This window comes from Marinobacter sp. ST-43, assembly GCF_030541085.1.
In the GTDB taxonomy this organism is placed as follows: Bacteria; Pseudomonadota; Gammaproteobacteria; order Pseudomonadales; family Oleiphilaceae; genus Marinobacter; species Marinobacter nauticus.
The window spans coordinates 17318-43051 of record NZ_JASSVO010000006.1 but is presented as its reverse complement, the minus strand read 5'-3'; the positions used below and the strand labels follow the sequence as shown (position 1 = coordinate 43051).

Annotated in this window: 27 protein-coding genes; 20 read left to right on the top strand and 7 right to left on the bottom strand. The window is 58.5% G+C overall.

Going from position 1 to position 25734, the window contains the following annotated elements; translation table 11 throughout:
• Positions 1-225 precede the first annotated feature (225 nt).
• The 3 genes from QPL98_RS10340 (at position 226) to QPL98_RS10330 (ending at position 3018) form a co-directional block, all read left to right on the top strand.
• Positions 226-1572 carry a nitrate/nitrite transporter gene (locus QPL98_RS10340; protein ID WP_303293262.1) on the top strand — a complete coding sequence of 449 codons (1347 nt, stop codon included), beginning with the start codon at positions 226-228 and terminating at the stop codon, positions 1570-1572.
• Between the two features lie 88 nt (positions 1573-1660).
• Entirely contained in the window at positions 1661-2119 is a 459-nt protein-coding gene (locus QPL98_RS10335; protein WP_011786584.1) for an EVE domain-containing protein, read from the top strand.
• 77 nt (positions 2120-2196) lie between these two features.
• Entirely contained in the window at positions 2197-3018 is an 822-nt protein-coding gene (locus QPL98_RS10330; protein ID WP_014422504.1) for an ion transporter, read from the top strand.
• A gap of 1 nt (position 3019) precedes the next feature.
• On the opposite strand, the gene QPL98_RS10325 is transcribed toward QPL98_RS10330, so the two are convergent.
• Positions 3020-3391, bottom strand: coding sequence for a SirB2 family protein (locus QPL98_RS10325; RefSeq protein WP_199452501.1), 372 nt, complete (start codon positions 3389-3391; stop codon positions 3020-3022).
• A 123-nt stretch (positions 3392-3514) separates the two neighbouring features.
• Here QPL98_RS10325 and QPL98_RS10320 point away from each other — a divergent pair, with 123 nt between their 5' ends.
• On the top strand, positions 3515-4699 hold the full coding sequence (locus QPL98_RS10320) for an NnrS family protein (protein ID WP_011786587.1): 1185 nt from the start codon (positions 3515-3517) through the stop codon (positions 4697-4699).
• 72 nt (positions 4700-4771) lie between these two features.
• On the opposite strand, the gene QPL98_RS10315 is transcribed toward QPL98_RS10320, so the two are convergent.
• Positions 4772-5287 (bottom strand): SRPBCC family protein, encoded by a 516-nt coding sequence (locus tag QPL98_RS10315; protein ID WP_199452502.1) that lies wholly within the window; start codon positions 5285-5287, stop codon positions 4772-4774.
• 201 nt (positions 5288-5488) lie between these two features.
• Between QPL98_RS10315 and fabA the strand changes: the two genes are divergently transcribed.
• Together fabA and fabB are read left to right on the top strand one after the other, a co-directional pair.
• Positions 5489-5998: a bifunctional 3-hydroxydecanoyl-ACP dehydratase/trans-2-decenoyl-ACP isomerase gene (gene fabA / locus QPL98_RS10310; RefSeq protein WP_011786589.1), complete on the top strand. Its 510-nt coding sequence runs from the start codon at positions 5489-5491 to the stop codon at positions 5996-5998.
• A gap of 11 nt (positions 5999-6009) precedes the next feature.
• Complete coding sequence (gene fabB, locus QPL98_RS10305) at positions 6010-7221, top strand: beta-ketoacyl-ACP synthase I (protein ID WP_272999078.1); 1212 nt, start codon at positions 6010-6012, stop codon at positions 7219-7221.
• Here fabB and QPL98_RS10300 read toward each other — a convergent pair whose 3' ends face one another.
• Positions 7222-7578, bottom strand: coding sequence for an AraC family transcriptional regulator (locus QPL98_RS10300; RefSeq protein WP_023008621.1), 357 nt, complete (start codon positions 7576-7578; stop codon positions 7222-7224).
• A 188-nt stretch (positions 7579-7766) separates the two neighbouring features.
• On the opposite strand from QPL98_RS10300, the gene yegQ reads away from it, so the two are divergent.
• From yegQ to QPL98_RS10260, 8 genes are all read left to right on the top strand, one after another.
• On the top strand, positions 7767-9089 hold the full coding sequence (gene yegQ / locus QPL98_RS10295; RefSeq protein ID WP_199452503.1) for a tRNA 5-hydroxyuridine modification protein YegQ: 1323 nt from the start codon (positions 7767-7769) through the stop codon (positions 9087-9089).
• A 303-nt stretch (positions 9090-9392) separates the two neighbouring features.
• On the top strand, positions 9393-10841 hold the full coding sequence (sufB, locus tag QPL98_RS10290) for a Fe-S cluster assembly protein SufB (protein ID WP_011786593.1): 1449 nt from the start codon (positions 9393-9395) through the stop codon (positions 10839-10841).
• 208 nt (positions 10842-11049) lie between these two features.
• Positions 11050-11811, top strand: coding sequence for a Fe-S cluster assembly ATPase SufC (gene sufC, locus QPL98_RS10285; RefSeq protein ID WP_222533918.1), 762 nt, complete (start codon positions 11050-11052; stop codon positions 11809-11811).
• A 15-nt stretch (positions 11812-11826) separates the two neighbouring features.
• A complete protein-coding gene (sufD, locus tag QPL98_RS10280) occupies positions 11827-13113 on the top strand; it encodes a Fe-S cluster assembly protein SufD (protein ID WP_303293203.1) in 1287 nt (428 codons plus the stop codon).
• Positions 13114-13118: 5 nt separating this feature from the next.
• Positions 13119-14372, top strand: a complete 1254-nt coding sequence (locus QPL98_RS10275) for an aminotransferase class V-fold PLP-dependent enzyme (protein WP_222448756.1) — start codon at positions 13119-13121, stop codon at positions 14370-14372.
• Positions 14373-14384: 12 nt separating this feature from the next.
• Entirely contained in the window at positions 14385-14741 is a 357-nt protein-coding gene (locus tag QPL98_RS10270) for an iron-sulfur cluster assembly accessory protein (RefSeq protein WP_011786597.1), read from the top strand.
• Between the two features lie 25 nt (positions 14742-14766).
• Positions 14767-15309: a putative Fe-S cluster assembly protein SufT gene (gene sufT, locus QPL98_RS10265; RefSeq protein ID WP_022990808.1), complete on the top strand. Its 543-nt coding sequence runs from the start codon at positions 14767-14769 to the stop codon at positions 15307-15309.
• Positions 15306-15764, top strand: coding sequence for a SufE family protein (locus QPL98_RS10260; protein WP_011786599.1), 459 nt, complete (start codon positions 15306-15308; stop codon positions 15762-15764). Before sufT ends, QPL98_RS10260 begins: the two co-directional genes overlap by 4 nt.
• 3 nt (positions 15765-15767) lie before the next feature.
• On the opposite strand, the gene QPL98_RS10255 is transcribed toward QPL98_RS10260, so the two are convergent.
• Positions 15768-16979, bottom strand: coding sequence for a flagellar assembly protein T N-terminal domain-containing protein (locus QPL98_RS10255; protein WP_303293202.1), 1212 nt, complete (start codon positions 16977-16979; stop codon positions 15768-15770).
• A gap of 55 nt (positions 16980-17034) precedes the next feature.
• Positions 17035-17571: an LPP20 family lipoprotein gene (locus tag QPL98_RS10250; RefSeq protein ID WP_222533923.1), complete on the bottom strand. Its 537-nt coding sequence runs from the start codon at positions 17569-17571 to the stop codon at positions 17035-17037.
• A gap of 251 nt (positions 17572-17822) precedes the next feature.
• Between QPL98_RS10250 and traF the strand changes: the two genes are divergently transcribed.
• The 5 genes from traF (at position 17823) to trmL (ending at position 22872) form a co-directional block, all read left to right on the top strand.
• Positions 17823-19088, top strand: a complete 1266-nt coding sequence (gene traF, locus QPL98_RS10245) for a conjugal transfer protein TraF (protein WP_303293201.1) — start codon at positions 17823-17825, stop codon at positions 19086-19088.
• 140 nt (positions 19089-19228) lie between these two features.
• Positions 19229-20350 (top strand): multifunctional CCA tRNA nucleotidyl transferase/2'3'-cyclic phosphodiesterase/2'nucleotidase/phosphatase, encoded by a 1122-nt coding sequence (locus tag QPL98_RS10240; RefSeq protein ID WP_303293200.1) that lies wholly within the window; start codon positions 19229-19231, stop codon positions 20348-20350.
• A 13-nt stretch (positions 20351-20363) separates the two neighbouring features.
• A complete protein-coding gene (locus tag QPL98_RS10235) occupies positions 20364-21104 on the top strand; it encodes a pteridine reductase (protein WP_022990803.1) in 741 nt (246 codons plus the stop codon).
• Positions 21105-21229: 125 nt separating this feature from the next.
• Positions 21230-22408, top strand: a complete 1179-nt coding sequence (locus QPL98_RS10230) for an acetyl-CoA C-acetyltransferase (RefSeq protein WP_303293199.1) — start codon at positions 21230-21232, stop codon at positions 22406-22408.
• Positions 22408-22872 carry a tRNA (uridine(34)/cytosine(34)/5-carboxymethylaminomethyluridine(34)-2'-O)-methyltransferase TrmL gene (gene trmL, locus QPL98_RS10225; RefSeq protein WP_303293198.1) on the top strand — a complete coding sequence of 155 codons (465 nt, stop codon included), beginning with the start codon at positions 22408-22410 and terminating at the stop codon, positions 22870-22872. Before QPL98_RS10230 ends, trmL begins: the two co-directional genes overlap by 1 nt.
• 66 nt (positions 22873-22938) lie before the next feature.
• On the opposite strand, the gene secB is transcribed toward trmL, so the two are convergent.
• Together secB and QPL98_RS10215 are read right to left on the bottom strand one after the other, a co-directional pair.
• Positions 22939-23436, bottom strand: a complete 498-nt coding sequence (gene secB / locus QPL98_RS10220; protein WP_014422523.1) for a protein-export chaperone SecB — start codon at positions 23434-23436, stop codon at positions 22939-22941.
• A 132-nt stretch (positions 23437-23568) separates the two neighbouring features.
• A complete protein-coding gene (locus QPL98_RS10215) occupies positions 23569-23985 on the bottom strand; it encodes a rhodanese-like domain-containing protein (RefSeq protein ID WP_011786607.1) in 417 nt (138 codons plus the stop codon).
• A gap of 200 nt (positions 23986-24185) precedes the next feature.
• Here QPL98_RS10215 and gpmM point away from each other — a divergent pair, with 200 nt between their 5' ends.
• Positions 24186-25733: a 2,3-bisphosphoglycerate-independent phosphoglycerate mutase gene (gpmM, locus tag QPL98_RS10210; protein WP_303293197.1), complete on the top strand. Its 1548-nt coding sequence runs from the start codon at positions 24186-24188 to the stop codon at positions 25731-25733.
• The last annotated feature ends 1 nt before the right edge of the window (position 25734 follow it).

The following is a 25734-nucleotide window of genomic DNA, read 5'->3' as shown; positions in this document are numbered from 1 at the left end:
AGCATTACCCCATAGCACCCAGCCGCCATAATTGATCTTGATCAAGCCTGAACCCACGTACCCCACCAGAGAAAGCCCCGGAATATCACCTTTCCCGGGATAGTGACCATTGACCTACCCCCTTTGCACCCAGCAGGAGGTACCTCCAATGCGCCGGCCCGAAAATTCGGCTTTTTGGTATGGTTTCAGAGGAGTATTTTCCGGCCAGGAGAGACCGTGACGAGCATGCCCGCCAAAGCTCAGCAATATCGGGCGCTGGGCCTTTCGACCTTCGCCTTCACCCTGTGTTTTGCCGTCTGGACCATCTTTTCCATCATCGGCATTCGCATCAGTGAAGAGCTGGCGCTGTCCGACACCCAGCTGGGATTGCTGATGGCCACGCCGATTCTTACCGGCTCCATCAGCCGTTTATTCCTGGGCATCTGGACCGACCGTTATGGCGGGCGCTGGGTGTTCGGCATCCTGATGCTGACCACCGCGGCCTGTGTTTACCTGCTGACCTTTGCTACGACCTACGCCATGATGCTGGTCGGGGCCCTCGGAGTGGGCCTGGCGGGCGGCGCTTTCATAGTCGGGGTGGCCTATACCGCAGCCTGGTTTGAACCGGCTAAACAGGGCACCGCACTGGGGATTTTCGGCGCCGGCAACGTCGGTTCTGCCGTGACCAACTTCGGCGCCCCGTTTCTGTTGGTGGCCTTCGGCTGGGAGAAAACCGCGCAGATATACGCCACGGTGCTGGCCATCATGGGCATTGCCTTCCTGTTACTGGCAAAAACCGACCCGCTGGCCGAACAACGCCGCAGCGCCGAACAGAAATCGTTTGCCGAACAGATGGCGCTCCGGGAACTTCGGGTGTGGCGCTTTGCCCTGTACTATTTTTTTGTGTTCGGCGCCTTTGTTGCCCTGGCGCTCTGGCTTCCCCATTACCTGATCGGCGTTTATGGCCTGGACATCAAAACCGCCGGCATGATCGCCGCGCTCTATACCATCCCGGCATCCCTGTTCCGCGTCCTCGGGGGCTGGCTGTCGGACCGCTTCGGCGCCCGACGAGTGATGTACTGGACATTCATTGCCTCGGTAGTCTGTACCTTCCTACTCAGTTATCCGCCCACCCGCTATGTGGTGCATGGCATCGAGGGAGATATCAATTTCACGCTGGCCATGAGCCTGCCCATGTTCGTGGTGCTCACCTTTATCCTCGGTTTTTTCATGTCGCTCGGTAAGGCGGCCGTCTACAAACACATTCCGGTGTACTACCCGATGCATGTGGGGGCCGTCGGCGGCGTGGTAGGAATGATCGGGGGCATCGGTGGTTTCATCCTGCCACTCACCTTTGGTGTGCTGAACGACATAACCGGCATCTGGCAAAGCTGCTTCATGCTGATGTTCGCCATTGTGGCAGCAGCCCTGGCCTGGATGCACTACGCCATCCGCAAAGCGGAACGGGTGGAATGGGCGGCCCAGACCGAGCAGACCGATCTGCCGGAACTGGCCTCCCCGCAGCTGTTCTATCCCATGAACCGTCATCCGGTAGCAGATGCCGCCATGCGGAACTCCGACCAACACGGGTAAATGCCCCGGCCACCGTTTCGTGCTTTATGCCCCGCCTGCGGGGCTTTTTTGTATACTGGCCCAACAATGATCGAGTGGAGTCCCGCTGGTGGCAAAATGGCTGGTTAAAACCGAACCCTCTGAATGCGGCATTGATGATTTTGCCCGTCAGCCTGAGGGTGTTATTCCCTGGGATGGTGTGCGCAATTACCAGGCCCGCAACTTCCTGGCGCAGATGCAGGAGGGAGATCTCGTCTTTATCTATCACTCCAGCTGCAAGCGCATAGGCATTGCCGGTATTGTTCGCGTAGTGAAATCCGCCTACCCGGACCCAAGCCAGTTCAACCCGGAGTCTCCCTACTACGACCCGAAAAGCACCGCAGAAAAACCTCGCTGGCAAGCGGTCGACCTGCAGTTTGAACGGAAATTGCCGGCGTTGATCCCCCTGGACTCACTCAAAGCCATGCCAGAGCTCAGTGAACTGGCTCTGGTACGCAGAGGCAGCCGACTCTCGGTCATGCCGGTCAGCGATGCCGAGTGGCAGCAAATCCTCCACCTGGTCGATTAAACTCAGATCACAGGCCTACCACCACCGGCTCCGTAGCTTTAGAATTGCCGCGTTTCAATTCTCCCGGAGCCGTCGAGATGTCCATGGACATGAATCCCGCCAGCAGCTTTGCCCAGCTCAAGCGCATTGAATCGAGCAAGGTGTTCCAGACTGTTGTTATCGCCATCATCATTCTGTCTGCCCTGACCATCGGCGCCAAAACCTATGATCTGCCACCATTGGTGGAACAGAGCCTGTCGGTGATGGACAACGCCATCACCCTGTTCTTTCTGGTGGAAATCCTGTTCCGGTTCGCCGCCTGCCCACTCAAACGCCGCTTTCTCATGGATGGCTGGAACCTGTTCGACACCATCGTGGTGATCGGCAGCCTGATCCCTCTGGACAATTCCGAGGCGGTATTGCTGGGCCGGTTACTGCGCGTATTCCGGGTGCTTCGACTGGTATCAGTGGTGCCCGAGCTGCGCTTTCTGATCAACTCGTTACTGAAAGCTATTCCGCGCATGGGCTACATTGCCCTGCTGATGTTCATCATCTTCTACATCTACGCTGCCATGGGCTCCATGTTCTTCGCCAGCGTTGACGAAACACTCTGGGGCGATGTCGCCATCGCCATGCTCACACTGTTCCGGGTTGCCACCTTTGAGGACTGGACCGACGTGATGTATGCCACCATGGAAGACTATCCCATGAGCTGGTTGTACTACCTGACCTTTATCTTCCTGACGGCCTTTGTGTTCCTGAACATGATGATCGGGGCGATACTGGAGGTAATGAGCGAGGAGCAAAACGCCAAACAGGCCCAGAAGGCCCACGATGAGCGGGATGAGATTGCCCGTCAGCTCCGGGCTGTACAGGAACAGCTGCAGGAACTGACGAAGCAGGTCAGCGAGAAACGCTGATTCAGAATGGCTTGGCCATGGCCAGATGGAAAATAGCCGTCACCTGCACCAGGGCAAGTACCGCCGCCACAATGCGTGCGGGCTTGCCCACAGTGGTTTTCAGCGCAAACACCCCGGCAATGATGTAACCGAACAACAACACGATCTTGGTGATCAGCCAACCGGGCATGGCAGAGGCATAACCGGCCACAAACACCAGCGCAATGGCCGCGACCAGAAGGATGGTGTCATTGATGTGGGGAATGAACCGTAGCGGCGTCTGGCGCCAGCCTGGTCGCCCGACCGCATCAAGCAGTAGCCGCAGGGCAAACAGCGTGATGGTTAGGTAGGCGGTGGTCATGTGCAGGTGCTTCAGGATAATGTACGACGTCATGGAAGTTCCTTTGTTAACAAACGGGTTGCGGCCATTGTACGCAAACTACCCCCAAGCAGGTATGGTTAATACAGGCGCGAAGGTTTAACATATACCCAGAATACATGTATATGGGAGACATCTATGCAGGCCATACCGACTTCCCCTGAACGGGCGTCTGCCAGCCTCAGCCAACTCTTTTCCTATCCTTTCCGGATTTTTTTCCTTTCCATGACGGTACTGGCCATTGTTGCCATCCCGGTATGGGTCCTGGAAGTCACCGGCGTGGTTCAACTGCCACTGGCCCTGCCCGCCCTGTTCTGGCACCAGCATGAAATGCTGTTCGGATTTTTGTCTGCCGCCATCGCAGGCTTTCTGCTCACCGCCGTGTGCGTCTGGACCCAGACCAACCGAACCCACGGTGCACTGCTTGCAGGTCTCTGGAGCGTTTGGCTGGCCGGTCGCCTGTTGCTGGCCTTTGGTGGCAACCTGCCGGACTGGCTGGTACAGGGCGTAAATCTGGCGTTCCTGCCCCTGGTGATGATCGATGCCGGCTGGCGAGTGTGGAAAGCCCGCCAGAAGCGGCAGCTGATGATTCTGCTTGTCCTCGGGCTGCTCTGGCTGATGCAGATCGGCTTTGTTACCCGCCTGAATATGGCGTTCAGCTACGGAGCACTGATCATGGCCATGGCGCTGATCAGCATCATCGGAGGCCGGATTACCCCTGCGTTCTCAGCCGGATGGCTTCGCCAGCGTGGCGGCAATGCCGAGGCAGTCAGGATGATTCCGGCACTGGATATGGCGGCACTGTTCTCCATGATCCTGCTGATGGCATCCCTGGTGACGGGCTGGCAAACCGTCACCGCCGTCATTGCGGTGGTTGCTGCATCGTTGATGCTGGTGCGCCTGTATAACTGGAAAGGCTGGCTGGTGCGCAAAGATCCCTTGCTCTGGATTCTGCACCTGTCCATTCTCTGGGTGCCGGTTGCACTGATTCTGCTGGCAGGCTCTTTGGTGGCCGGATGGCCAACCAATGCCTGGAGCCATGCCGCCGGTACCGGCGCCATCGCCTGCCTGATTCTGGGCGTGATTGCTCGCGTGTCACTGGGCCACACCGGCCGCCCGCTGGTGCTGCCAAAGGGCATGGTCCTGGCGTTCGTGGCCATCCAGCTCGCTGCGGTTATTCGGGTATTGACCGCCTTCAACCTGATTCCCTGGCACCCCGGCATTGGCACCAGCACCCTGCTGTGGATGCTGGCCTATGGCCTGTTCCTGGTGCGTTACACCGGCATTCTGGCCAGCCCCCGGCCAGACGGGCGCGAAGGCTGATCCAGTGCCAGATACGAAAAGGCCGGCTCGGGGCGTAACCGAGCCGGCCTTTCTGTTTTCGGCGGCAGGACTTCAGGCCGCCATTTTCTCTTTCAGCAGCTTTTCAAAATGGGATCGGGCCGCACGGAACCGGGCTGCCGGAAAGTGAATGCTGATGCCCTCCAGTGCTGCCATCAGCATTTCCAGATGGGCATCCCAACCGGCGCAGGCAATAGGCACCACCTCATCGTCCGGCAACGACAGCGTCAGGCAAAGCCGGGTACAGACTCCTTCCCGCAGTAATTCCCAGGTCAGCGGCCGCTCAGGGGCATCTCCGGAACTCCAGGAGTAGGACAACAGCCGGTGAGGCCGGCAGGCGGTAATGGTACAGTCGATGGGCATGCCACTGTTGCCAAAATCCAGCTGAACCCGGCCACCTTCACGAGCCTCCAGAGACCCGGCAGCCAACCAGTTGGCCAAATGCACCGAATCGGTCAGCATATTCCAGACAGCCTCCGGAGGATGTTCCAGCAACCGTTCCAGGTGTACCAATACCCGGCCCGCCTCGAACCGGATTTGTCCATCGATGAATTCCTCATCTGCAGACATAGGCCCTCCCAAATATGGCGAACTTCACAGATTCGACGAAAGTATCAAACCGGACAAAACTTGGCCTTGATGACCATCAACCGGCTCTGGCTGCGGGTCCGGGGAACTTCTGGGCGGCAATCATCCACTAAAGGTCAATAGCCGTTCCCAGAACAGGCGCTAAAGTAGAAGAAATCATTTTGCAACAGAGACACAGGCAACATGTATCCTGATCACTTTGACAAAGAAGACCTGATCCGCTGCGGCCACGGCCAGCTGTTCCCGGGCGCCATGCGCCTGCCCATCGACGAAATGCTGATGGTCGACCGTATTACCCACATCGGAGCCGATGACGGCGAATATGGCAAAGGCAGCCTGGTGGCCGAACTGGATATCAACCCGGATCTCTGGTTTTTCAAAGTGCATTTTGAGGGCGACCCGGTAATGCCCGGCTGCCTCGGCCTGGATGCCATGTGGCAGCTGGTCGGCTTCTTCCTGGCCTGGAGTGGCGGTGAAGGCAAGGGGCGTGCTCTGGGGGCCGGAGAGGTGAAGTTTTTCGGACAGGTTTTGCCGGAGAACAAAAAGGTCACCTACTATCTGGATATCAAGCGGTTGATTCGCCGCAAACTGACCATGGCCATCGCGGATGCCCGTATGGAAGTGGACGGGCGGGAAATCTACACCGCCAAAGACCTTCGGGTCGGCCTGTTCACATCGACTGATGACTTTTAGGAGTTAGCACAATGCGTCGCGTTGTAGTTACCGGCATGGGGATCGTCTCCAGCCTTGGAACCAACCAGAAAGAAGTGGCCCAGTCACTTCGCGAATCGCGCTCTGGCATTGCTTTCAGCGAAGAAGCCCGGGACAAAGGCCTGCGCAGCCACGTCGCCGGCAAGATCGACCTGAACCTGTCAGAACTGATCGACCGCAAGATCTGGCGCTTTATGAGCCCTGCCGCCGGCTATTGCTACCTGGCCGCCAAAGAGGCCATTGAGCAGGCCGGCCTGACCGACGAGCAGCTGCGTGCAAATACCACCGGCGCCGTATTTGGTACAGGTGGCGCATCCACCGTCGAACTGCTGGACGCCATCGACACTCACCGCGACAAAGGCCTTCGCCGGGTGGGCCCGTACCGGGTACCCCGCACCATGGGTAGCGCCATCAACGCATCCATCACCACCGCCTTTGGCATTACCGGCATCAACTACGGCATCACTTCTGCCTGCGCCACCAGCGCCCACTGCATCGGCCACGCTGCCGATCAGATCGCCCTCGGCCGCCAGGACGTCATGCTGGCCGGCGGCGGGGAAGACATCCACTGGACCCTGAGCCTGATGTTCGACGCCATGGGCGCATTGTCAACCAAGTACAACGACACGCCGGAACAGGCCTCGCGCACCTATGACGCCGACCGTGACGGTTTCGTGATTTCCGGTGGCGGCGGTACGCTGATACTGGAATCCCTGGAACACGCGGAAGCCCGCGGTGCCACCATCCTGGCGGAACTGGTCGGATTTGGCGCCACCTCCGACGGCGCTGACATGGTTGCACCCAGCGGTGAAGGCGCCATTCGATGCATGAAGCAGGCTATGGCCAACATCGACGGCGAGATCAATTACATCAACACCCACGGCACCAGCACGCCGGCCGGTGATGTAACCGAACTGAAAGCGCTCAAGGAAACCTTTGGCGACAAGATCCCGCCACTGAGCTCCACCAAACCCCTGTGTGGCCACGCACTGGGTGCCGCGGGCGTACATGAGGCCATTTACAGCCTGATCATGCAGCGGGAGAGCTTTATTGCCCCGTCCGCCAACATCCAGACCCTGGACGAAGGCGCCGAAGGCTACCCGATCGTGCGTGAACGCATGGACAACCAGAATCTGAACCTGGTAATGAGCAACAGCTTCGGCTTTGGCGGCACCAACGCCACCCTGATCTTCAAGAAAGTCTGATCAGGACAAGCGAAGCGAGCGGTATTCAGCCGGCGGCGTTCCCATCCAACGCTTGAACGCCCGGCTGAAGGCGCTCAATTCCGAAAATCCGAGCTGCTCGGCAATTTCCACCAGCGGCTTGGATTTATCTTTCATATAGGTGATCGCCTGCTCCCGACGAACCTGCTCCAGCAGAGCCGCAAACGTCAGCCCCTCCTGGCGCAACTTCTTGTGCAACGTATACCGGCTCATATTCAACTGCCCGGCCACCGTCTCGACACCTACTTTCCCTCGCTCCAACTGAATCCGGATCAGCTTGCTGACCCTCATACTCAGCGAACGCTTTGAATTTTCAGGCCTTAATGGCTCTGATGCCATGCTGGTTCCTCCTGCCTATCGTCCTGGCCCAAACTGCCAACTCCATCAGCGTACACATGTTAGCCGAAATCAATCAATACGACCTTTGAGCAAGATCAATGGCGCACCGGATTATTTGCGGCACAATGCCCGCTTTCAGAATGCCCTACCTGCATCCATCCGCTTTTCAGTTGATACCCGGAGACACCATGACCACCCCGGAACTGCTTGCTCCCGCCGGCACCCCCGAACATCTAGAAACCGCCTTCGCCTATGGCGCAGATGCCGTCTATGCCGGCCAGCCGAGATATTCGCTGAGAGTAAGGAACAACAGTTTCAAAGACGTTGCAGCCCTGGGCGCCGGCATTGAACGAGCACACGAACTGGGAAAACAGTTCTATCTGGTCTCCAACATTGCACCCCATAACAATAAAGTGCGCAGCTACCTGAGAGACCTGGAGCCGGTCATTGAACAGAAACCCGACGCCCTGATCATGTCTGACCCCGGCCTCATCATGCTGGTAAGGGAGAAATGGCCGGATCAGCCCATCCACCTGTCGGTTCAGGCCAACGCGGTCAACTGGGCCACCGTGGAATTCTGGCGCCGCCAGGGCATCAGCCGAGTGATCCTGTCCCGGGAACTGGGCCTGGAGGAAATCCGCGAAATCCGCGAAAAAGTCCCCGCGATGGAACTGGAAGTGTTTGTACACGGCGCCCTGTGCATGGCCTACTCCGGCCGCTGCTTGCTGTCTGGCTACATGAACCATCGAGACGCCAACCAGGGCGCCTGCACCAACGCCTGCCGCTGGAACTATAAAGAAGTCCAGCACAGCCATGACCAGACCGGCGATCTGATCGCCACCTCTGCAGATGCGGTGGAAACCTGCGAGCCCAAAGAAATCCTGCTGGAAGAACCCAATCGCCCCGGCGGCTTCATCCCGGCCTACGAAGACGAACACGGCACCTACATCATGAACTCCAAAGACCTGCGCGCCGTCCAGCACGTAGCGGAACTGGTCAAGATGGGCGTTCACTCTCTGAAAATCGAAGGTCGCACCAAAAGCACCTACTATGTAGCCCGCACCACCCAGGTATACCGGAAAGCCATCGACGACGCTCTCGCCGGCAAACCCTTCGACATGCACATGATGGACGAACTCGAAGCCCTCTCGAACCGCGGCTACACCGAAGGCTTCCTGCGCCGGCACGTGCCCCAGGAATACCAGACCTACGAACAGGGCTCCTCGTATCTCGGCACCCAGCAGGTGGTAGGCACCATTGCCGACGCGGATGACCGGTGGCTCACCATCGACGTAAAAAATAAATTTGCCCCCGGCGACCAGCTGGAGCTCATCACCCCGGCCGGCAACCTGCGATTCTCTGCCAACACGATGGAAAACCGCCACGGCGAGGCCATGGAGTGCGCACCAGGCAGCGGCCACATCGTCAAAATTCCTAAACCCGCGAACGTGCCGGAAAAACTGGACTTCACCTATCTGACCAAGATTTTTCCCGAAAACGCCGGCCGTTAAACTCGAGTGGGCGATCTGTACGCCCCCCTTAGTGCCCCAAAGGCCGATTAAGGTATAATCCCTACACAACCGATTTAATACCTGACTATTTTACTCTGGTATTGTATAATCGCTCGCCAGAAGCAACGGGAAACCGGCCAGCAGCCCCTCCCGTCATCCAAAAACCGATTGCAGGGCGTACTCACGGAGAGAGCGACCACTGCGACAACAGCAAATCGAATACACCCATCCGCCAGCCCAATAGGGGCTGCCGATGACACAAAGGGCGCAAGCCCTGGATGAGAGAATTACGGAGCGACGATCATGGCGACCACCGACAACGAGGTGAAAGAGCTGATCAAACGGGAATACGAACACGGTTTCGTGACTGAAATCGAAGCCGACACGTTCGAACCCGGCCTGAACGAAGACGTCATTGCCCGCCTTTCCGCCATAAAGAAAGAGCCGGAATGGATGCTGGAATGGCGCCTCAAAGCCTATCGTCGCTGGCTGGAAATGGAAGAGCCGAACTGGGCTCATGTCGGCTACCCGAAAGTCGACTACAACTCGATTTCCTATTATTCCGCGCCCAAGCGCAAAGAGGATATGCCACAAAGCCTGGATGAAGTGGATCCGGAGCTGCTGAAAACCTACGAAAAGCTGGGCATTCCCCTGCACGAGCGCGAAAAACTGGCCGGCGTTGCCGTGGACGCAGTATTTGACTCGGTTTCCGTAGCCACCACCTTCAAAGAGCCTCTGGCCAAAGCCGGCGTAATCTTCTGTTCGATTTCCGAAGCCGTTCGTGACTACCCCGAGCTGGTCCAGAAATACCTGGGCACCGTGGTTCCCCACGGCGACAACTTCTTTGCGGGCCTGAATTCGGCGGTGTTTTCTGACGGCACCTTTGTGTACGTACCCAAGGGTGTGCGCTGCCCTATGGAGCTGTCCACCTACTTCCGCATCAACGCCGCCAACACCGGCCAGTTCGAGCGTACCCTGATTATCGCCGACGAAGGCAGCTACGTAAGCTACCTGGAAGGCTGTACCGCACCGATGCGCGACGAGAACCAGCTGCACGCGGCTGTGGTTGAACTGGTGGCATTGGACGATGCCCAGATCAAATATTCCACCGTACAGAACTGGTACCCGGGCGACGAAAACGGCAAGGGTGGCATCTATAACTTTGTGACCAAGCGCGGCGCCTGCATCGGCAAGAACTCCAAGATTTCCTGGACCCAGGTGGAAACCGGCTCTGCCGTCACCTGGAAGTATCCTAGCTGTGTACTGCGCGGTGAGAACAGCGTTGGCGAGTTCTACTCTGTCGCGCTGACGCATAATTACCAGCAGGCCGATACCGGCACCAAGATGATCCACCTGGGCAAGAATACCCGCAGCACCATCATCTCCAAGGGTATTTCCGCCGGCAAGAGCTCCAACGCCTACCGCGGCCTGGTGAAATTCGGCCCGGGCGCAGAGGGCGCGCGTAACTTTACCCAGTGTGATTCGCTGCTGATCGGCGACCGCTGCGGCGCGCACACCTTCCCGTACATCGAGAGCAAGAACAAGTCGGCCATCGTGGAACACGAGGCGACCACTTCCAAGGTCAGCGACGAGCAGATGTTCCTGTGCCGTCAACGCGGCATCGACCCTGAGCAGGCGGTGTCCATGATTGTCAACGGCTTCTGTAAAGAGGTGTTCAAGGAGCTGCCGATGGAGTTTGCGGTTGAGGCTGGCAAGCTACTGGAAGTGAGCCTTGAAGGGTCCGTTGGTTAAACGCTATGCCCCGCTGGCCTCGGAGGAGGCCAGCGAGCGGGGGAGCTTTCCGGGATACGCTGTAAATACATCCCTGTACGCTCGACAAAATCATCCCTGATTTTGACGATCCCGGAAAGCTCCCCCGCTCGCTGTCCCGAACGTTATTGGGGCATCGAAGGGTACGAATTTATAGATCGAAATTCAGGATATAGAGAGACATCTACAAATGCTGAGTATCAAAAACCTGCACGCCTCCGTTGAGGGCAAAGAAATCCTCAAGGGCATTAACCTGGAGATCAAGGCCGGGGAAGTTCACGCCATCATGGGCCCGAACGGTTCCGGTAAGAGTACCCTGTCACAGGTTCTGGCAGGCAACGACGCATTTGAAGTCACCGAGGGCGAAGTCACCCTGAACGGTGACAACCTCCTGGATCTGGAAACCGAAGAACGCGCCCGCGAAGGCATCTTCCTGGCCTTCCAGTACCCGGTGGAAATCCCGGGCGTGAGCAACCTGCAGTTCCTGCGCACCGCCGTTAACGCCATGCGCAAGCACAAGGGCGAAGACGAGATGAATGCGGCCGAGTTCATGAAACTGGCCAAGGAAGTTTCCAAGCAGGTAGATCTGGACCCGGCCTTCCTGAAACGCGGCGTGAACGAAGGCTTCTCCGGTGGCGAGAAAAAACGTAACGAGATCATGCAGGCCCTGCTGCTTCAGCCGAAACTGGCCATTCTGGACGAAACCGATTCCGGCCTGGACATCGACGCCCTGAAAGTGGTTTCGGACGGCGTGAATGCTCTGCGCTCGGAAGACCGCGCCATTCTGATGGTCACTCACTACCAGCGTTTGCTGAACCACATTGTTCCGGATTATGTGCACGTACTGGCTGGTGGCAAGATCATCAAGTCCGGCGGTCGTGAACTGGCCCTGGAACTGGAAGAAAAAGGTTACGGCTGGCTGGGCATCAAAGACGACGACACCAGCAACTGATCAGGAGGCCGTGGAATGAAATCTGTACCCATGCTTTCCAGCGCCTTCCTGCACCCGGCCGGGGAAACCCTGCCGGAGCCGTTGCTGGCGCTGCGCAAGGAGCGGGCCAGCGCGCTGGTGGATATGCCGCTGCCCACTCGCAAGACCGAGAACTGGAAGTACTCCAGCAAGTACCTGAAGCTGGCCGACGATATGGCCATTTCCCTGCCGGCCGAAGGCAAGACCGGCAATAGTCTCGCTGTGCCCGGTTACAAAGTGGTTTTCATCAACGGCGTGATGATTCCTGAAGCCAGCGAGTATCCGGATCTCGACGGTATCGAGATCCTGAGCTTCAACGATCTGGCTAACGACGAAGCTGAAGCCCTGTCTGCAAAGCTGGGCAGCACCCTGAATCACGATCAGGTCCAATTCGCCCGCCTGAACGGGGCGCGCTTCGAAGATGGCCTGTTCATTCGCCTGAAACCCGGCGCGGTGCTGGATCAGCCGTTGTTCATCATCCATGAAACCAGCGCTGACGCCAGCGGCTCCGCCTATCCACGTATCTACGTGGAAGCCGGCGCCAACAGCCAGCTGACCCTGGTAGAGGAGTACACCTCCAGTGGTGAAGCATCCGCCTTGGTCAGCACAGTAACCGAATTCAATCTGGCCGATGGCGCCAACGTCACCAGCATCCGCCTGAACATGGAAGGCGAGAATGTTCAGCACATTGGCGCTACCGGGGTACTGCAACAACGCAGCTCGCGCTTCGAGAGCCATTGCGTTGGTTTTGGTGGCCCCCTGCGCCGGCACGATCTGCAGGTGCGGCTTGAAGGCGAAGGGGCGGAAACCAAGCTCAATGGCGTGGTGGTTACCCAGGGCAAACAGCACTACGACAACCACACGTCTATTGACCATGTCGCGGCCCACTGCAACAGCGAAGAGACCTATCGCAATATTGCAGCCGACCAGTCCCATGCCGTGTTCAACGGCCGGATTCATATCCACCAGGACGCCCAGAAGTCCAATGCGGATATGAACAACAAGAACCTGCTGCTGTCCAACGGAGCAGAGATTGACACCAAACCGGAACTGGAAATCTACGCCGACGATGTGAAGTGTGCGCACGGCGCCACCATCGGTCAGCTGGACGAGACCTCCGTGTTCTACCTGGTATCGCGCGGGATCGGCCGCCGGCAGGCCAATGTTCTGCTCACCATGGCGTTCATTAACGAACTGGTGCAACAGATTCCAGTGGAAGCCGTGCGTGAAACCGCCCAGGCGCGGTTAAGTGATTTCTTTGAGCAAACCTTTCAGGAGGCCTGAGGGGCATGACTGATCTGTCCATGGCAAACAACACCCAGTCAATGGTGTTTGATGTGCAAGCCATTCGCCGTGACTTCCCGATTCTCAATCAGGAGATCAACGGGAAGCCGCTGGTGTATCTGGACAATGGCGCGTCGGCGCAGAAGCCACAGGCCGTGCTGGATGCCATGGATCGCTATTACCGCGAGATGCACTCCAATGTGCACCGTGGCGCCCACACTCTGGGTGATCGTGCGACGGCTGCGTTTGAAGGCGCCCGGGAAACCGTGCGCCAGTTTCTGAACGCGTCCAGCACCCGAGAAATCATCTGGACCCGCGGCACCACCGAAGCCATCAACCTGGTGGCCAACGGCCTGGCCCCACGCCTGAAAGCCGGCGATGAGATTCTGGTCAGCCACATGGAACACCACGCCAACATTGTGCCCTGGCAGATGGTGGCCGAGCGCACCGGTGCCAGGGTTGTGCCCATTCAGGTGACACCGCAAGGCGAGCTGGACCTGGATTCGTTCAACAGCCTGCTGAATGAGCGCACCCGGGTGCTGGCGATCACCCACGTGTCCAACGTGCTGGGCACCGTCAACCCGATTGCGCCCCTGATCGAACAGGCGAAAAAACAAGGTGTACTGACCCTGGTGGACGGCGCCCAGGCGGTGCCCCACTTCCAGCCGGACGTTCAGGCTCTGGGCTGTGATTTCTATGCATTCTCTTCCCACAAGCTGTTCGGGCCCACGGGCATTGGCGTGCTTTATGGCCGCGCCGAACTGCTGGAAGAAATGCCACCTTACCAGGGCGGTGGCGAAATGATTGAGCGGGTCTCGTTCGAGCGCACTACCTGGAATGTGCTGCCCTACAAATTCGAGGCCGGTACCCCGGCTATTGCCGAAGCGGTGGGCCTGGGTGCCGCTATCGACTATCTGAACTCTCTGGACAGAAAGGCCATGGAAGCGGCCGAGAATGCCTTGCTGCGCCGGGCCAATGAACTGGTCGAAACCGTGCCAGGCATGGAGATCATCGGCACCGCGACGCAGAAAGTACCGGTGATGTCGTTCAAGATTGCCGGCCTGCATCCGAGCGACATTGGCACCCTGCTGGACCAGCAAGGTATCGCCATCCGCACCGGCCACCATTGCGCCATGCCATTGATGGATTTCTACGGAGTACCCGGTACAGCCCGGGCTTCGTTTGCGTTCTACAATACGCTGGAGGAGGTCGAGAAACTGTTTACCGGCCTGCAAAAGATCCAGCGCCTGTTTGCCTGAGGAGGTGGAAACATGACAGCTGAAGTCTTCACCCCAAGCGATGTGAACGTGACCATGACCCCAACCGCGGTCAAACACGTTCGCAAACAACTGGACAAGAAACCGGAAGCCAAAGGCATTCGCCTGGCCATCAAAAAGAGCGGCTGCTCCGGCTTCAAGTATGAAACCCAGTGGGTAGAAACACCGGAATCCGATGATCGTATTTTTACCATCGACGGCGTGGATGTGTTCGTAAAACAGGAACACCTGCCACTGGTGAACGGCATCGAAATCGACTTTGTCACCGAGGGTGTGAACTCCCTGTTCCGCTTCCGCAATCCCAACGCCACCGCTGAATGCGGCTGCGGTGAAAGCTTCACGGTGGCGTAAAGCACAGAGATAGGACTGATCAAACATGCAAGAACGCGAAGTCGTCCTGACCAAACGCGAAGTGGAAGCCCGCCTGGTACCTGCCGGCACGGAAATCATGATTCCGTCCGACACCTTTGTGACCATTACCCAGTCCCTCGGCGGCAGCTTCACCGTGGCGGTCAACGGCAATCTTGCCCGCATTGAAGGCCACGACGCCGATGCCCTGGGCAAGCAGCCGCTGGAAAGCAGCTTCGAGACCCCGGAAGACGGCACCATCAACGAAAACCAGGTATGGGAAGCGCTGCGTAACTGCTACGACCCGGAAATCCCGGTGGACGTAGTCAACCTGGGCCTGATTTACGAATGCCGGATTGAAAACGGCACAGAGGACGGCAACCACGTTTACATCAAAATGACCCTGACCGCGGCTGGCTGCGGCATGGGCCCGGTGATCACCGACGATGTGAAGCGAAAGGTGGAGCATGTCCCCAATGTGGACAAGGTAACCGTTGAGCTGACCTTTGATCCGCCCTGGAACAACGATATGCTCACCGACGAAGCCAAACTCGAACTGGGAATGCTATGACCGCCAGCAAGGAACAATTTCTGAACAACCCCCTGGGCAAAGACACCACCCTTGAAGACGTTCTGGATGCATTTGAGTTTCTGGACGACTGGGAAGAACGCTACGCCTACATCATCGACCTGGGCAAACAGCTGCCAGGTTTTCCCGATGATGAGCGGGTTGAAGAAAACTACGTGCATGGCTGCCAGAGTCAGGTGTGGCTGATTCACTTGTACGATGAGGACAGCGGCAAACTGTTCCTGCTGATCGATTCCGATGCCATGATTGTGCGCGGCCTGGCCGCTATCATTCTGGTGGCTCTGAACGGCAAGACGCCGCGAGAGCTGCTGGCCACCGATATCGATGAGCTGTTCGAGCAGCTGGATCTGTTCCGCCATATCTCTCCCACCCGGGGCAACGGCCTGCGGGCCATGGTCGGCAAGATCCGGGATATTGCGGCGGCCGAGGCCGCCTGAGACTTACCAGATAATGGCCAGGTCATCGCGCTGAACGTTGATCAGGCCACCTTCCGTGGGGATTCGCCCGTTACTGAAATCCGGATGCACGTTGTCCAGTGTCAGCGTCACTCCGGTATCTGACAGTTCGGGCGTACCGTCCAATGAATCAAAGTAGCGCTGACTGCGGTACAGATTGAGCTCATCCCCCGGGCGTAGCCCCGCCGTTGCGCCGGAAGCGAGTGTCACCCGGTTGCCATCCACACGGGTTATCCGGGCCATGAATGGCTGACAGGCCAGAGCATTGTTGACGGCGGCGGTCATCTCGGTAATGACACCTTCAACCGCCTGCCCCCACTCGGAACCTTCAAAGCCCGCCGAGGCAAAACCTCCGGTACCACTGCCATCCGGCTGCCACCGTGCCGAGGTTTCAAACCGCTGCCGGAAGACCGGGGAACCGCTGAAGCCATCAAACACCATCACTTCGGCCTCAAACCGGCGCGAGGTGTCAACCATTCCGATACCGCGCTGCATGCGATCCAGAATTGAGCTGCCCCAGGCACCGGGGTCAGCCAGGCCAATATCCCGAATCACACCTGCCACCACAAACTGCGCCCCCAGTTCCCGGGCCAGCTGAACCACATTCGTCAGCTGATTGCTGGCCGGGTTTTTCTGAGACGTGGGCGCATCCGGCAGGTTGCTGAACAGCTGTAACGATGTCGCCCCCAGCACCTGCAATTGCCCCTGTTGTTGCAAGCGAGCCACCAGCTCCCGCGGCAATTGTTCGCCGGCGTCATCCAGGGCCGCACCGCCACCCTGCTCCGGACGGGTGATCGGGAACGCGGTTACCGCCACCCGTTTACGCAAACCGGATGCCTGCCCCGCCTTGCAGCTGCCAGCCTTGCCTTTGGCATCCGACATCTCTGCCCGGACAATCACCCTCAGCAGATTGCCACTTCGGTACTCATCCACGATCGTGGCATTGCGAACCTGGGCCATGGCCGACAGCTCGGTATGAGAGCCCACAAGCTGACCGTTCTCCATGGTGTCCCGGGTGCTGACCCTGGCCTGATATTGCAGGGCCAGATCTCGCATCGCCGCCTGGCGCGCCTCGGTGCGGGCCTGATCCAGATTATTCTCCCGGATATTGGCGTGCCCCACGCCTTCGAGGACCGCGCCATGGGCAAACCCGGCGCACAGACTCAGCATCCAGAACAAAAGCATTGATCTCATCATGGCAATCTAACCCACCGGATCGATACCGGTTCAATCACGGCGTTCATCAACAGACCTAATCCAGGTAGTACAGTGAATCTGTGCGACGGGCCTCAACATCCCCTACACGATCATTCCGCCTGGGCATGGGAATGGCACAGACATCCTGCACCTGATCGTCCGCCACCTTCGCCACACACTCCCGGAACCTCGGCTCCAGGCGCAGCTCCATCACGGTTTCCACCACGCCATCGCTATGCTCATTCACCGCCACCATCCGGGCGCCGCGAATGTAGCTGTCCACATAGGTGCGGAAACTGTCGTTCTGCAACACGAAGTCATTCACCGTGGAACTGCCGTAGATCACGGTACCGTAGACCCGCTCGGCCAGGTTCCGGTAGGCGTCCAGCTGTGAAGCCCGTCGAGCCAGTAAGCGCTTACGGGTATTTACCCGGTCGGCCTGAACATTCTCATAGGTACCAAAACCACTGACCCGGACCGTAATGGGCTCAAAGGTTTCAGTCCTGGCCTGATCGCTCCGGTAACTGCCCACCGGCGCGCAGGCGGCCACGGCAAAAGCCAGAACAGGAACAAGGATCCAGCGCAACGTCATTATCTTGTCTCCGGAAAACACTTTCACCAGAACCATGAAAGAATCACGCCAGATTCCACAACCAAATGATCTTTCGAAGGTTTCGATTGTTCATCGCAACTCCATGCCCATGCCAGCGGCAAAAAGCTGCCTTTATTTACACATACAGAACAAACCGTTACCGGTTGTGCGCTGTGTCACGAAATAAACTGGTCTAACCTTTCAAACACTTAATGATTTGTTCATGCAATAAAACCAACTCAGGACTGCCCATGAAAGCAAACCGCCTCAGCAAACTGTCCCTGGCCATTGGCCTGTCTGTTGCCACCACATCTGCACTGGCAAGCCCACAAGCCTTTATGTCTGCCCGCTCCTTTGCCATGGGCGGCACCGGTGTTGCCGTTGCCCATCCATCCGCCGCGCCGAGCGCCAACCCGGCCATGATGGCTGCTGAACAGCATGACTGGGCAGACGATTTCGGCCTGATGTTGCCATCGGTGAATGCGCGGGCGGCCGATGAGGAAGAGGTGATTGATCAGGTTGACGATATTCAGGACCTGATCGACGGCTTTGAAGACTTTAAATCCAGCAACCCGACAGAAGCTCAGGCGAACGCTCGGGAACTGATTGACCGGCTGGAAGCATTTGACCGCGACACTATGCGTGCCAACGTGGGCCTGGGGCTGGGCTTTGCCATCCCGACCAACTCCATTTCGGTAGGCTTCTTTACCGCAGGCAACCTCACTGCCACCGTTCGTGGTGAGTTTGATGAGCGTGACCGAGTCATCCTTGAAGGGATTGCAGCGCTCGACCCCTCAGCGGTTGATTCCGTAAACCTTGAGGACAATCTGCAGTCCCGGGGCCGAATCCTTGCATCTGCCGTAGTCGAGGCAGGCATCAGCTTCGCCAAAACTTTCGAATTGAATAATACTAACGCGCTGCAGCTTGGCGTTTCACCGAAGTATGTACAGCTTCGCACCTTCCAATACACCGAAACCGTCTCGGGCTTTGAGGATGATGAATTCGATGGTGATGAGTATGAAACCGACAAAAGCGGCTTCAACCTGGACATCGGTGCTGCTTATGCCTTCGGCGCTGAAAACCAGTGGAACGCCGGCGTCGTGGTTAAGAACCTGATCCCCATGGAATTGGACTCTGCGGTCAGCTCCAATCCAGTTAAGATGGAAGAAAAACACACCCTCGAACTCAACCCCATGGTCACCGCCGGCATCGCCCACAAGAGCGACTACCACGTGGTAACTGCCGAACTGGACCTGACCAAGAAAGAAGCCTTTGGTTATGAAGACGATACCCAGTGGCTGGCCCTGGGCGCCGAATTCGACGCCTGGCGTTACGCCCAGCTGCGTGCCGGTGTTCGCCACAACCTGGCCAGCAACGATGACAATGATGGCATCGAGGAAGACACTCAGTTCACCGCAGGTCTCGGCCTGAACATCATTGGTGTTCGCGTGGATATCGGCGCCCTGTACAGCAGCGCCGATGTCGGTGCAGCCCTGGAACTCGGCACCTCCTTCTAAGCCGACTCCTCCGCCTGCAAAAGCCCGGTCTGCCCTGCGCAGCCCGGGCTTTCTTATTTCACGCTGTCGGTTTGCCTCTGGCCGGTCGTGGCCGGATAATCCCCGTTACCCATCCATGGCAATCAGGAACAAACCGCATTATGCAAACCTATCTGGTGGGCGGCGCTGTCCGCGACAAACTGCTCGGCCTGGGCGTTAAAGACCGGGACTGGGTAGTGGTTGGTGCCACCCCCGAGGACATGCTCCAGCGAGGCTTCAAACAGGTAGGGGCGGATTTTCCGGTTTTCCTGCATCCGGACACCGGCGAGGAATACGCCCTGGCCCGGACCGAGCGCAAGCAGGGTCGCGGGTACCACGGTTTCAGCGTTTACAGTGCACCGGATGTCTCCCTGGAAGACGATCTTCGCCGTCGTGATCTGACCATCAACGCCATGGCAGAAACCGAGAACGGCGACCTGGTAGACCCGTTTAACGGCCATGCGGACCTGGAAAAGAAAAAGCTTCGCCATGTGTCTGAAGCCTTCGCCGAAGATCCCCTGCGCATCCTTCGCACCGCCCGCTTCGCCGCGCGCCTGCAGCCACTCGGGTTCAGCATCTGCCGGGAGACCATGGCGCTGATGCGGCAGATGGTCACCAGTGGCGAACTCGGAGACCTGGTACCAGAGCGGGTGTGGCAGGAAGTTCAAAGGGCACTGCATGAACAGGCTCCGGGCGTGTTCTTTGATGTGCTCCGGGAGCTCGGCGCCCTGACGGTGCTGATCCCTGAATTGACCGATGAACAGGCTTTCCGTCAGGGTCTCAGCGCCCTGCAGTGCATCCACCGCAAACAGGGGTCTACCGCCCAGCATTACGCGGCCCTGCTCAGTGGCGTGCCCGAGCCAGACGCCGTTGCCAGGGCTAAAGCCATGAAAAGCCCCAACGACTGTCGGGAACTGACCCACCTGGTCTGCCTGTTCATGGCTCAGTTGAACGGAGCCTCGCCTGAAACCCGGCTGACACCGGAACTAGCAATGGAGCTTCTGGACACAGCCGATTTCTGGCGCCGGCCCGATCGTTTCGGCGTTTTGCTGGGTACCCTCGCCTGCACCCTTCAGAGCGAACCCGCCCATTTAGTTCAGCAACTGGAACTGGCCGCACATCGAGCCCAGAGCGTAACCCCTCACCCGTTCCTGCAAAAAGGCATTCAGGGCAAAGCTCTGGGCGAAGCAATCCGGAAAGAGCGCGTAGCCCGTATTACTGAGGCACTGCATTTACCGGAATAAGGAAAAATATCCCATGCCCCACCCCGTCGCCCTGATCACCGGTGCAGCCCATCGCCTGGGCGCCCACACAGCAGAAACCCTGCACGCTCGCGGCTGGAATGTTGTGATTCATTACCGTGGCCGTCAACAACAGGCCCGCGCACTGGCCGACAAGCTGAACCAGCAGCGCCCGGAATCCGCCGTGTGTTACCACGCCGATCTCACCGACATGAACCAGCTCCGGCAACTGGCGGAACAGGCCTGCGCGCAGTGGGGGCAGTTGAATGCGCTGGTCAATAACGCTTCCGTGTTTTACCCCAACCCCACCGAAGATGCCTCCGAACAGGACTGGGACACGATACTGGGCGCCAACCTGAAAGCCCCCTTCTTCCTGCTTCAGCAATGTTTACCTGCGCTAAAAGCGGCCTCCGGCAGTGTGGTCAACATGATCGACATCTACAGTGAGAAACCACTGAAGGAGCACCCCCTTTACTGCGCCAGTAAGGCGGGGCTGGCAGCACTAACCCGCTCCTGGGCCAAAGATCTGGCGCCGGATGTTCGGGTAAATGGCGTGTCGCCAGGCGCCATCCTCTGGCCGGAAGGCGAATCAGCCGTGGACGCAGCCCACCAGCAGGCCATTCTCGATAAAACGCCCCTGGCCCGCACCGGCAACCCCGCCGACATTGCCGGTGCCATTGCCTACCTGGTATGCGACGCGCCGTTTATCACCGGCCAGATACTGTCGGTGGATGGCGGCCGCAGCCTGAATATGTGATCACCCGCACCAGAACAACCCCGACCTTCGTTGTTTTGGCCGGCAAGCGCTTTGCCGCTACAATGCCTGCCATTCTTATAAACGGGCGCCACCCAACCAGGTGCCCAGATTAACGGAGAGTTCTCATGCGTGATGTTGTTATTGTTGCCGCCAAACGTACCGCCATCGGCAGCTTCGGTGGTGGTCTGTCCAGCCTGCGTGCAGACCAGCTGGGTACGGCCGTGATCAAGGCTGTGATGGAAGAAACCGGCGTCGCCGGGGACCAGGTCAATGAGGTTATCCTTGGCCAGGTGCTCACCGCCGGCTGCGGCCAGAACCCGGCCCGTCAGTCTGCCATTAATGCCGGCCTGCCCGCCTCGGTGCCCGCCATCACCATCAACAAAGTCTGTGGTTCCGGCCTGAAAGCCGTGCACATGGCGGTCCAGGCCATCCAGTGCGGCGATGCCGAGATGATTCTGGCCGGTGGCCAGGAAAGCATGAGCCAGGCGCCCCACGTACTGCCCAACAGCCGCAACGGTCAACGCATGGGCAACTGGAGCATGATCGACACCATGATCACCGATGGCCTGTGGGATGCCTTCAACGATTACCATATGGGTATCACGGCCGAGAACATCGTCGAAAAGTACGGCATCACCCGAGACGAGCAGGATGCTTTTGCCGCTGCCTCACAGCAGAAAGCCATCGCTGCACAAAAAGCCGGCTACTTTGACGGCCAGATTGTTCCGGTCACCATTCCCCAGCGCAAAGGCGACCCTCTGGTGGTGGACAAGGACGAATGCCCCCGCGACGGCGTCACCGGCGACAGCCTCGGAAAGCTGCGCCCGGCCTTCAAGAAAGACGGCTCGGTAACCGCTGGCAACGCCTCTTCCCTGAACGACGGCGCTGCCGTGGTCATGGTGTGCAGCGCAGACAAGGCGAAAGAGCTTGGCCTGACCCCGCTGGCAACCATCAAAGCCCACGCCAATGCCGGCGTGGACCCCACCATCATGGGCACCGGCCCGATTCCGGCCAGCCAGCGCTGCCTGGAGCGGGCGGGTTGGACTGTTGACGACCTGGACCTGATCGAAGCCAACGAAGCCTTCGCCGCCCAGGCGATTTCCGTCAACCGGGACCTGGGCTGGGACACCGCCAAGGTAAACGTGAACGGCGGCGCCATTGCCCTGGGTCACCCGATTGGCGCTTCCGGTTGCCGTATTCTGGTCAGCCTGCTGCACGAAATGACCCGCCGCGATGCCAGGAAAGGTCTGGCCACGCTATGTATTGGCGGTGGCATGGGTGTGGCCCTGGCCGTTGAGCGCTGATGCTGCACGTGGTCCTGTACGAGCCGGAGATACCGCCGAACACCGGCAATATCATCCGGCTCTGCGCCAACACCGGCTGCCAGCTGCACCTGATTGAACCCCTGGGCTTCTCCCTGGAGGACAAGCAGATGCGTCGGGCCGGGCTGGATTACAGCGAATACGCTACGGTAAAGATCCATCCGGATTACGACAGCTTTCTGGCCACCGAGCAGCCTTCGCGGCTGTTCGGTCTCACCACCAAGGGAAGTCGCCATTACCACGAGGTGGCGTTCCGGGACGGTGACTACCTGATGTTCGGGCCGGAGACCCGGGGCCTGCCGGAAGACGTGCGCGACGGGCTGCCCGCCGAACACCGTCTTCGGGTACCCATGCGTCCGGAAAGTCGCAGCCTCAACCTCTCCAATACCGCCGCTCTGGTGGTTTATGAGGCCTGGCGGCAACTTGGGTTTGAGGGCTCGATCTGACCAATCCCAGGTAATCACCCACAAAAAAACCGGCCGAAGCCGGTTTTTTTCGTTGAGCAGCTGCGCTTAGTGAGTCTGCTCTTCCTTGGCTTCACCCGCCGCTTCTTCCTGCTTGCGCTTGAGCGCCTGGGCATAGATCGCGTCGAAGTTAACCGGAGCCAGCATCAGGGCCGGGAAGCTGCCCTTGTTCACAATGCCGTCAATCGCTTCGCGGGCATAGGGGAACAGAATCGTCGGGCAGTAGGCGCCGAGCATCTGGCCAAGCTGCGGGCCTTCAATGCCGGAGATCATGAATACGCCGCCCTGCTGGATTTCGACGATGTACGCCACCTTCTCACCGACCTTGGCCGTTACGGTCAGGGACAGAACCACTTCATACTGGTTGTCGCTGATCTTGTTATGGGAGGTGTTCAGATCCAGGTTTACCTGGGGCTTCCACTGCTCCTGAAAAACCAGCGGAGAGTTGGGCGATTCAAAAGACAGGTCCTTCACATAGATGCGCTGAAGGGCAAACTGTGGTTGGTTCTGGTTGTCGTTGCCTGCGGCTTGCTGATTCTCAGCCATGATCAGTCCTTTCGTTCTCGTATTATGGGGCCAGGCCCGTTGTTATGTCGTCGTCTGCCGGAACAGTCTACTGCCAGGTTCCGAATGGTAATGTGAAACAGTGCGTCAGATCGCCACTCAGATCAAGCCCTGTTACTTTTTCACCAGGGGCAGATTGCTGGCCTTCCAGTCGGTAATACCACCGTTCAGGCGCACCACATTACTGAAGCCCTCGGCATTGAGCTGCTTGACCGCCATGGCGGCGTGCTGGCCCATCTTGTCGACAACGATAATCTGTTTTTCCTTGTGCTTGCTCAGCTCGTTAACGCGGCTTTTGAGACTGTTAAGCGGAATGTTCAGCGAGCCGGTAATGCGGCCTTCGTTGAAATCCTTGCGATCGCGGATATCCAGCACCACCGCTTCATCCTTGTTGATCAGCGTGACCGCGCCCTGGGCCGAGATCTTGGCACCGCCCCGGCGCGATTCCAGCACAATAATGGCCAGCAGGAACGCCACAAACAGCGACACCAGAATGTAGTGATTAACAACAAATTCAAACAAGCGGTCCATGAAACTACCCTGACAATTGATTTGGCCGGATTATACACACCCACACCGGCTCACAGAAGGCAGTCGCCCCGCCATGATAGCGCCAGCACATCGTGATCATGAGCAATGCTTCAGCGAACGCGCGTGGTCTGAGTAAATGAAAACGGTTACAATCTGCCCCACTCAAATTCTGTTCTTTTTGCAACCAAGCGGACGACACGATGACCGAGACGCGCAAGCCCACTGCACTGATAATTCTCGACGGCTGGGGCCACCGTGACCCGGCGGAAGACAATGCCATCTCCAACGCCAACACCCCGTTCTGGGACAGGATCTGGCAGAACCAGCCGAAAACCCTGATCAACACCTCAGGGATGTTTGTTGGCCTGCCCCAGGGCCAGATGGGCAACTCCGAAGTGGGCCATATGAATCTCGGCGCCGGCCGCGTGGTGTATCAGAGCCTGACGCGCATCGACAAAGATCTCGAAGATGGCGGTTTCCAGAAGAATGAGGCCCTTTGCAACGCCATCGACAAGGCTGTTGCCAATGGCAAGGCCGTACACCTGATGGGCCTGCTGTCTCCGGGCGGCGTCCACAGCCATGAAGATCATATTCTGGCGGCAGCTGAGCTGGCTGCAGCCCGTGGCGCCAAAGAAGTTTACATCCATGCCTTCCTGGATGGCCGTGACATGCCACCACGCAGTGCCCGCCCTTCTCTGGAAAAAGCCGCCGCGAAAATGAAAAGCCTGGGCGTTGGCCGGGTAGCCACCATCGTTGGCCGGTATTTTGCCATGGACCGGGACAACCGCTGGGATCGCGTGGAAGCGGCCTATAACGCCATGACCCTGGGCGAAGCCGAGTTCATCAGCGACGACCCGGTGGCGGCACTGGAACAGGCCTATGAGCGTGGCGAGAACGACGAATTCGTGAAGCCGACCCACATCCGGGCCGATGGCGAGCCCGAGGGCATCATCAATGACGGCGACGCCGTGCTGTTCATGAACTTCCGTGCCGACCGCGCCCGGGAAATGACCCGCACCTTCGTAGAGCAAGACTTCGACGGTTTCGACCGACGCAAGCACCCGGAACTGGCAGATTTCGTGATGCTCACCGAATATGCCGCTGACATCAAAACCTCCTGCGCCTACCCGCCCGAGCAACTGGCCAACGGCCTGGGCGAGTACATGGCGAAGCAAGGTAAAACCCAGCTGCGCATTGCCGAGACCGAGAAATACGCCCACGTGACCTTCTTCTTCAATGGCGGCCTGGAAACTCCCTTTGAAGGTGAAGATCGCATTCTGGTGCCGTCTCCCAAGGTGGCCACCTACGACCTGCAGCCGGAAATGAGCGCACCTGAGGTTACCGACAAACTGGTTGAAGCCATCAAGAGCGGCAAGTACGACCTGATCGTCTGCAACTACGCCAACGGCGATATGGTTGGCCACACCGGCAAGCTGGACGCCGCCATCAAGGCCGCCGAGTGCCTGGACCAGTGTGTGCAGCGCGTGGTGGAGGCTCTGGATGAAGTGGGTGGCGAAGCCTTGATTACCGCCGACCACGGCAACTGCGAGCAGATGACCGATCCCAACTCCGGCCAGGTACACACCTCCCACACCATTGGCCCCGTGCCTCTGGTTTACACCGGCCACCGCAAGGTGAACCTCCGGGATGACGGCAGCCTGTGCGATATCGCACCGACGCTGCTGGCCCTGATGGGTACCGAAAAGCCTTCGGAAATGACCGGGCACAGCCTGGTCGAGTTCGACTGAT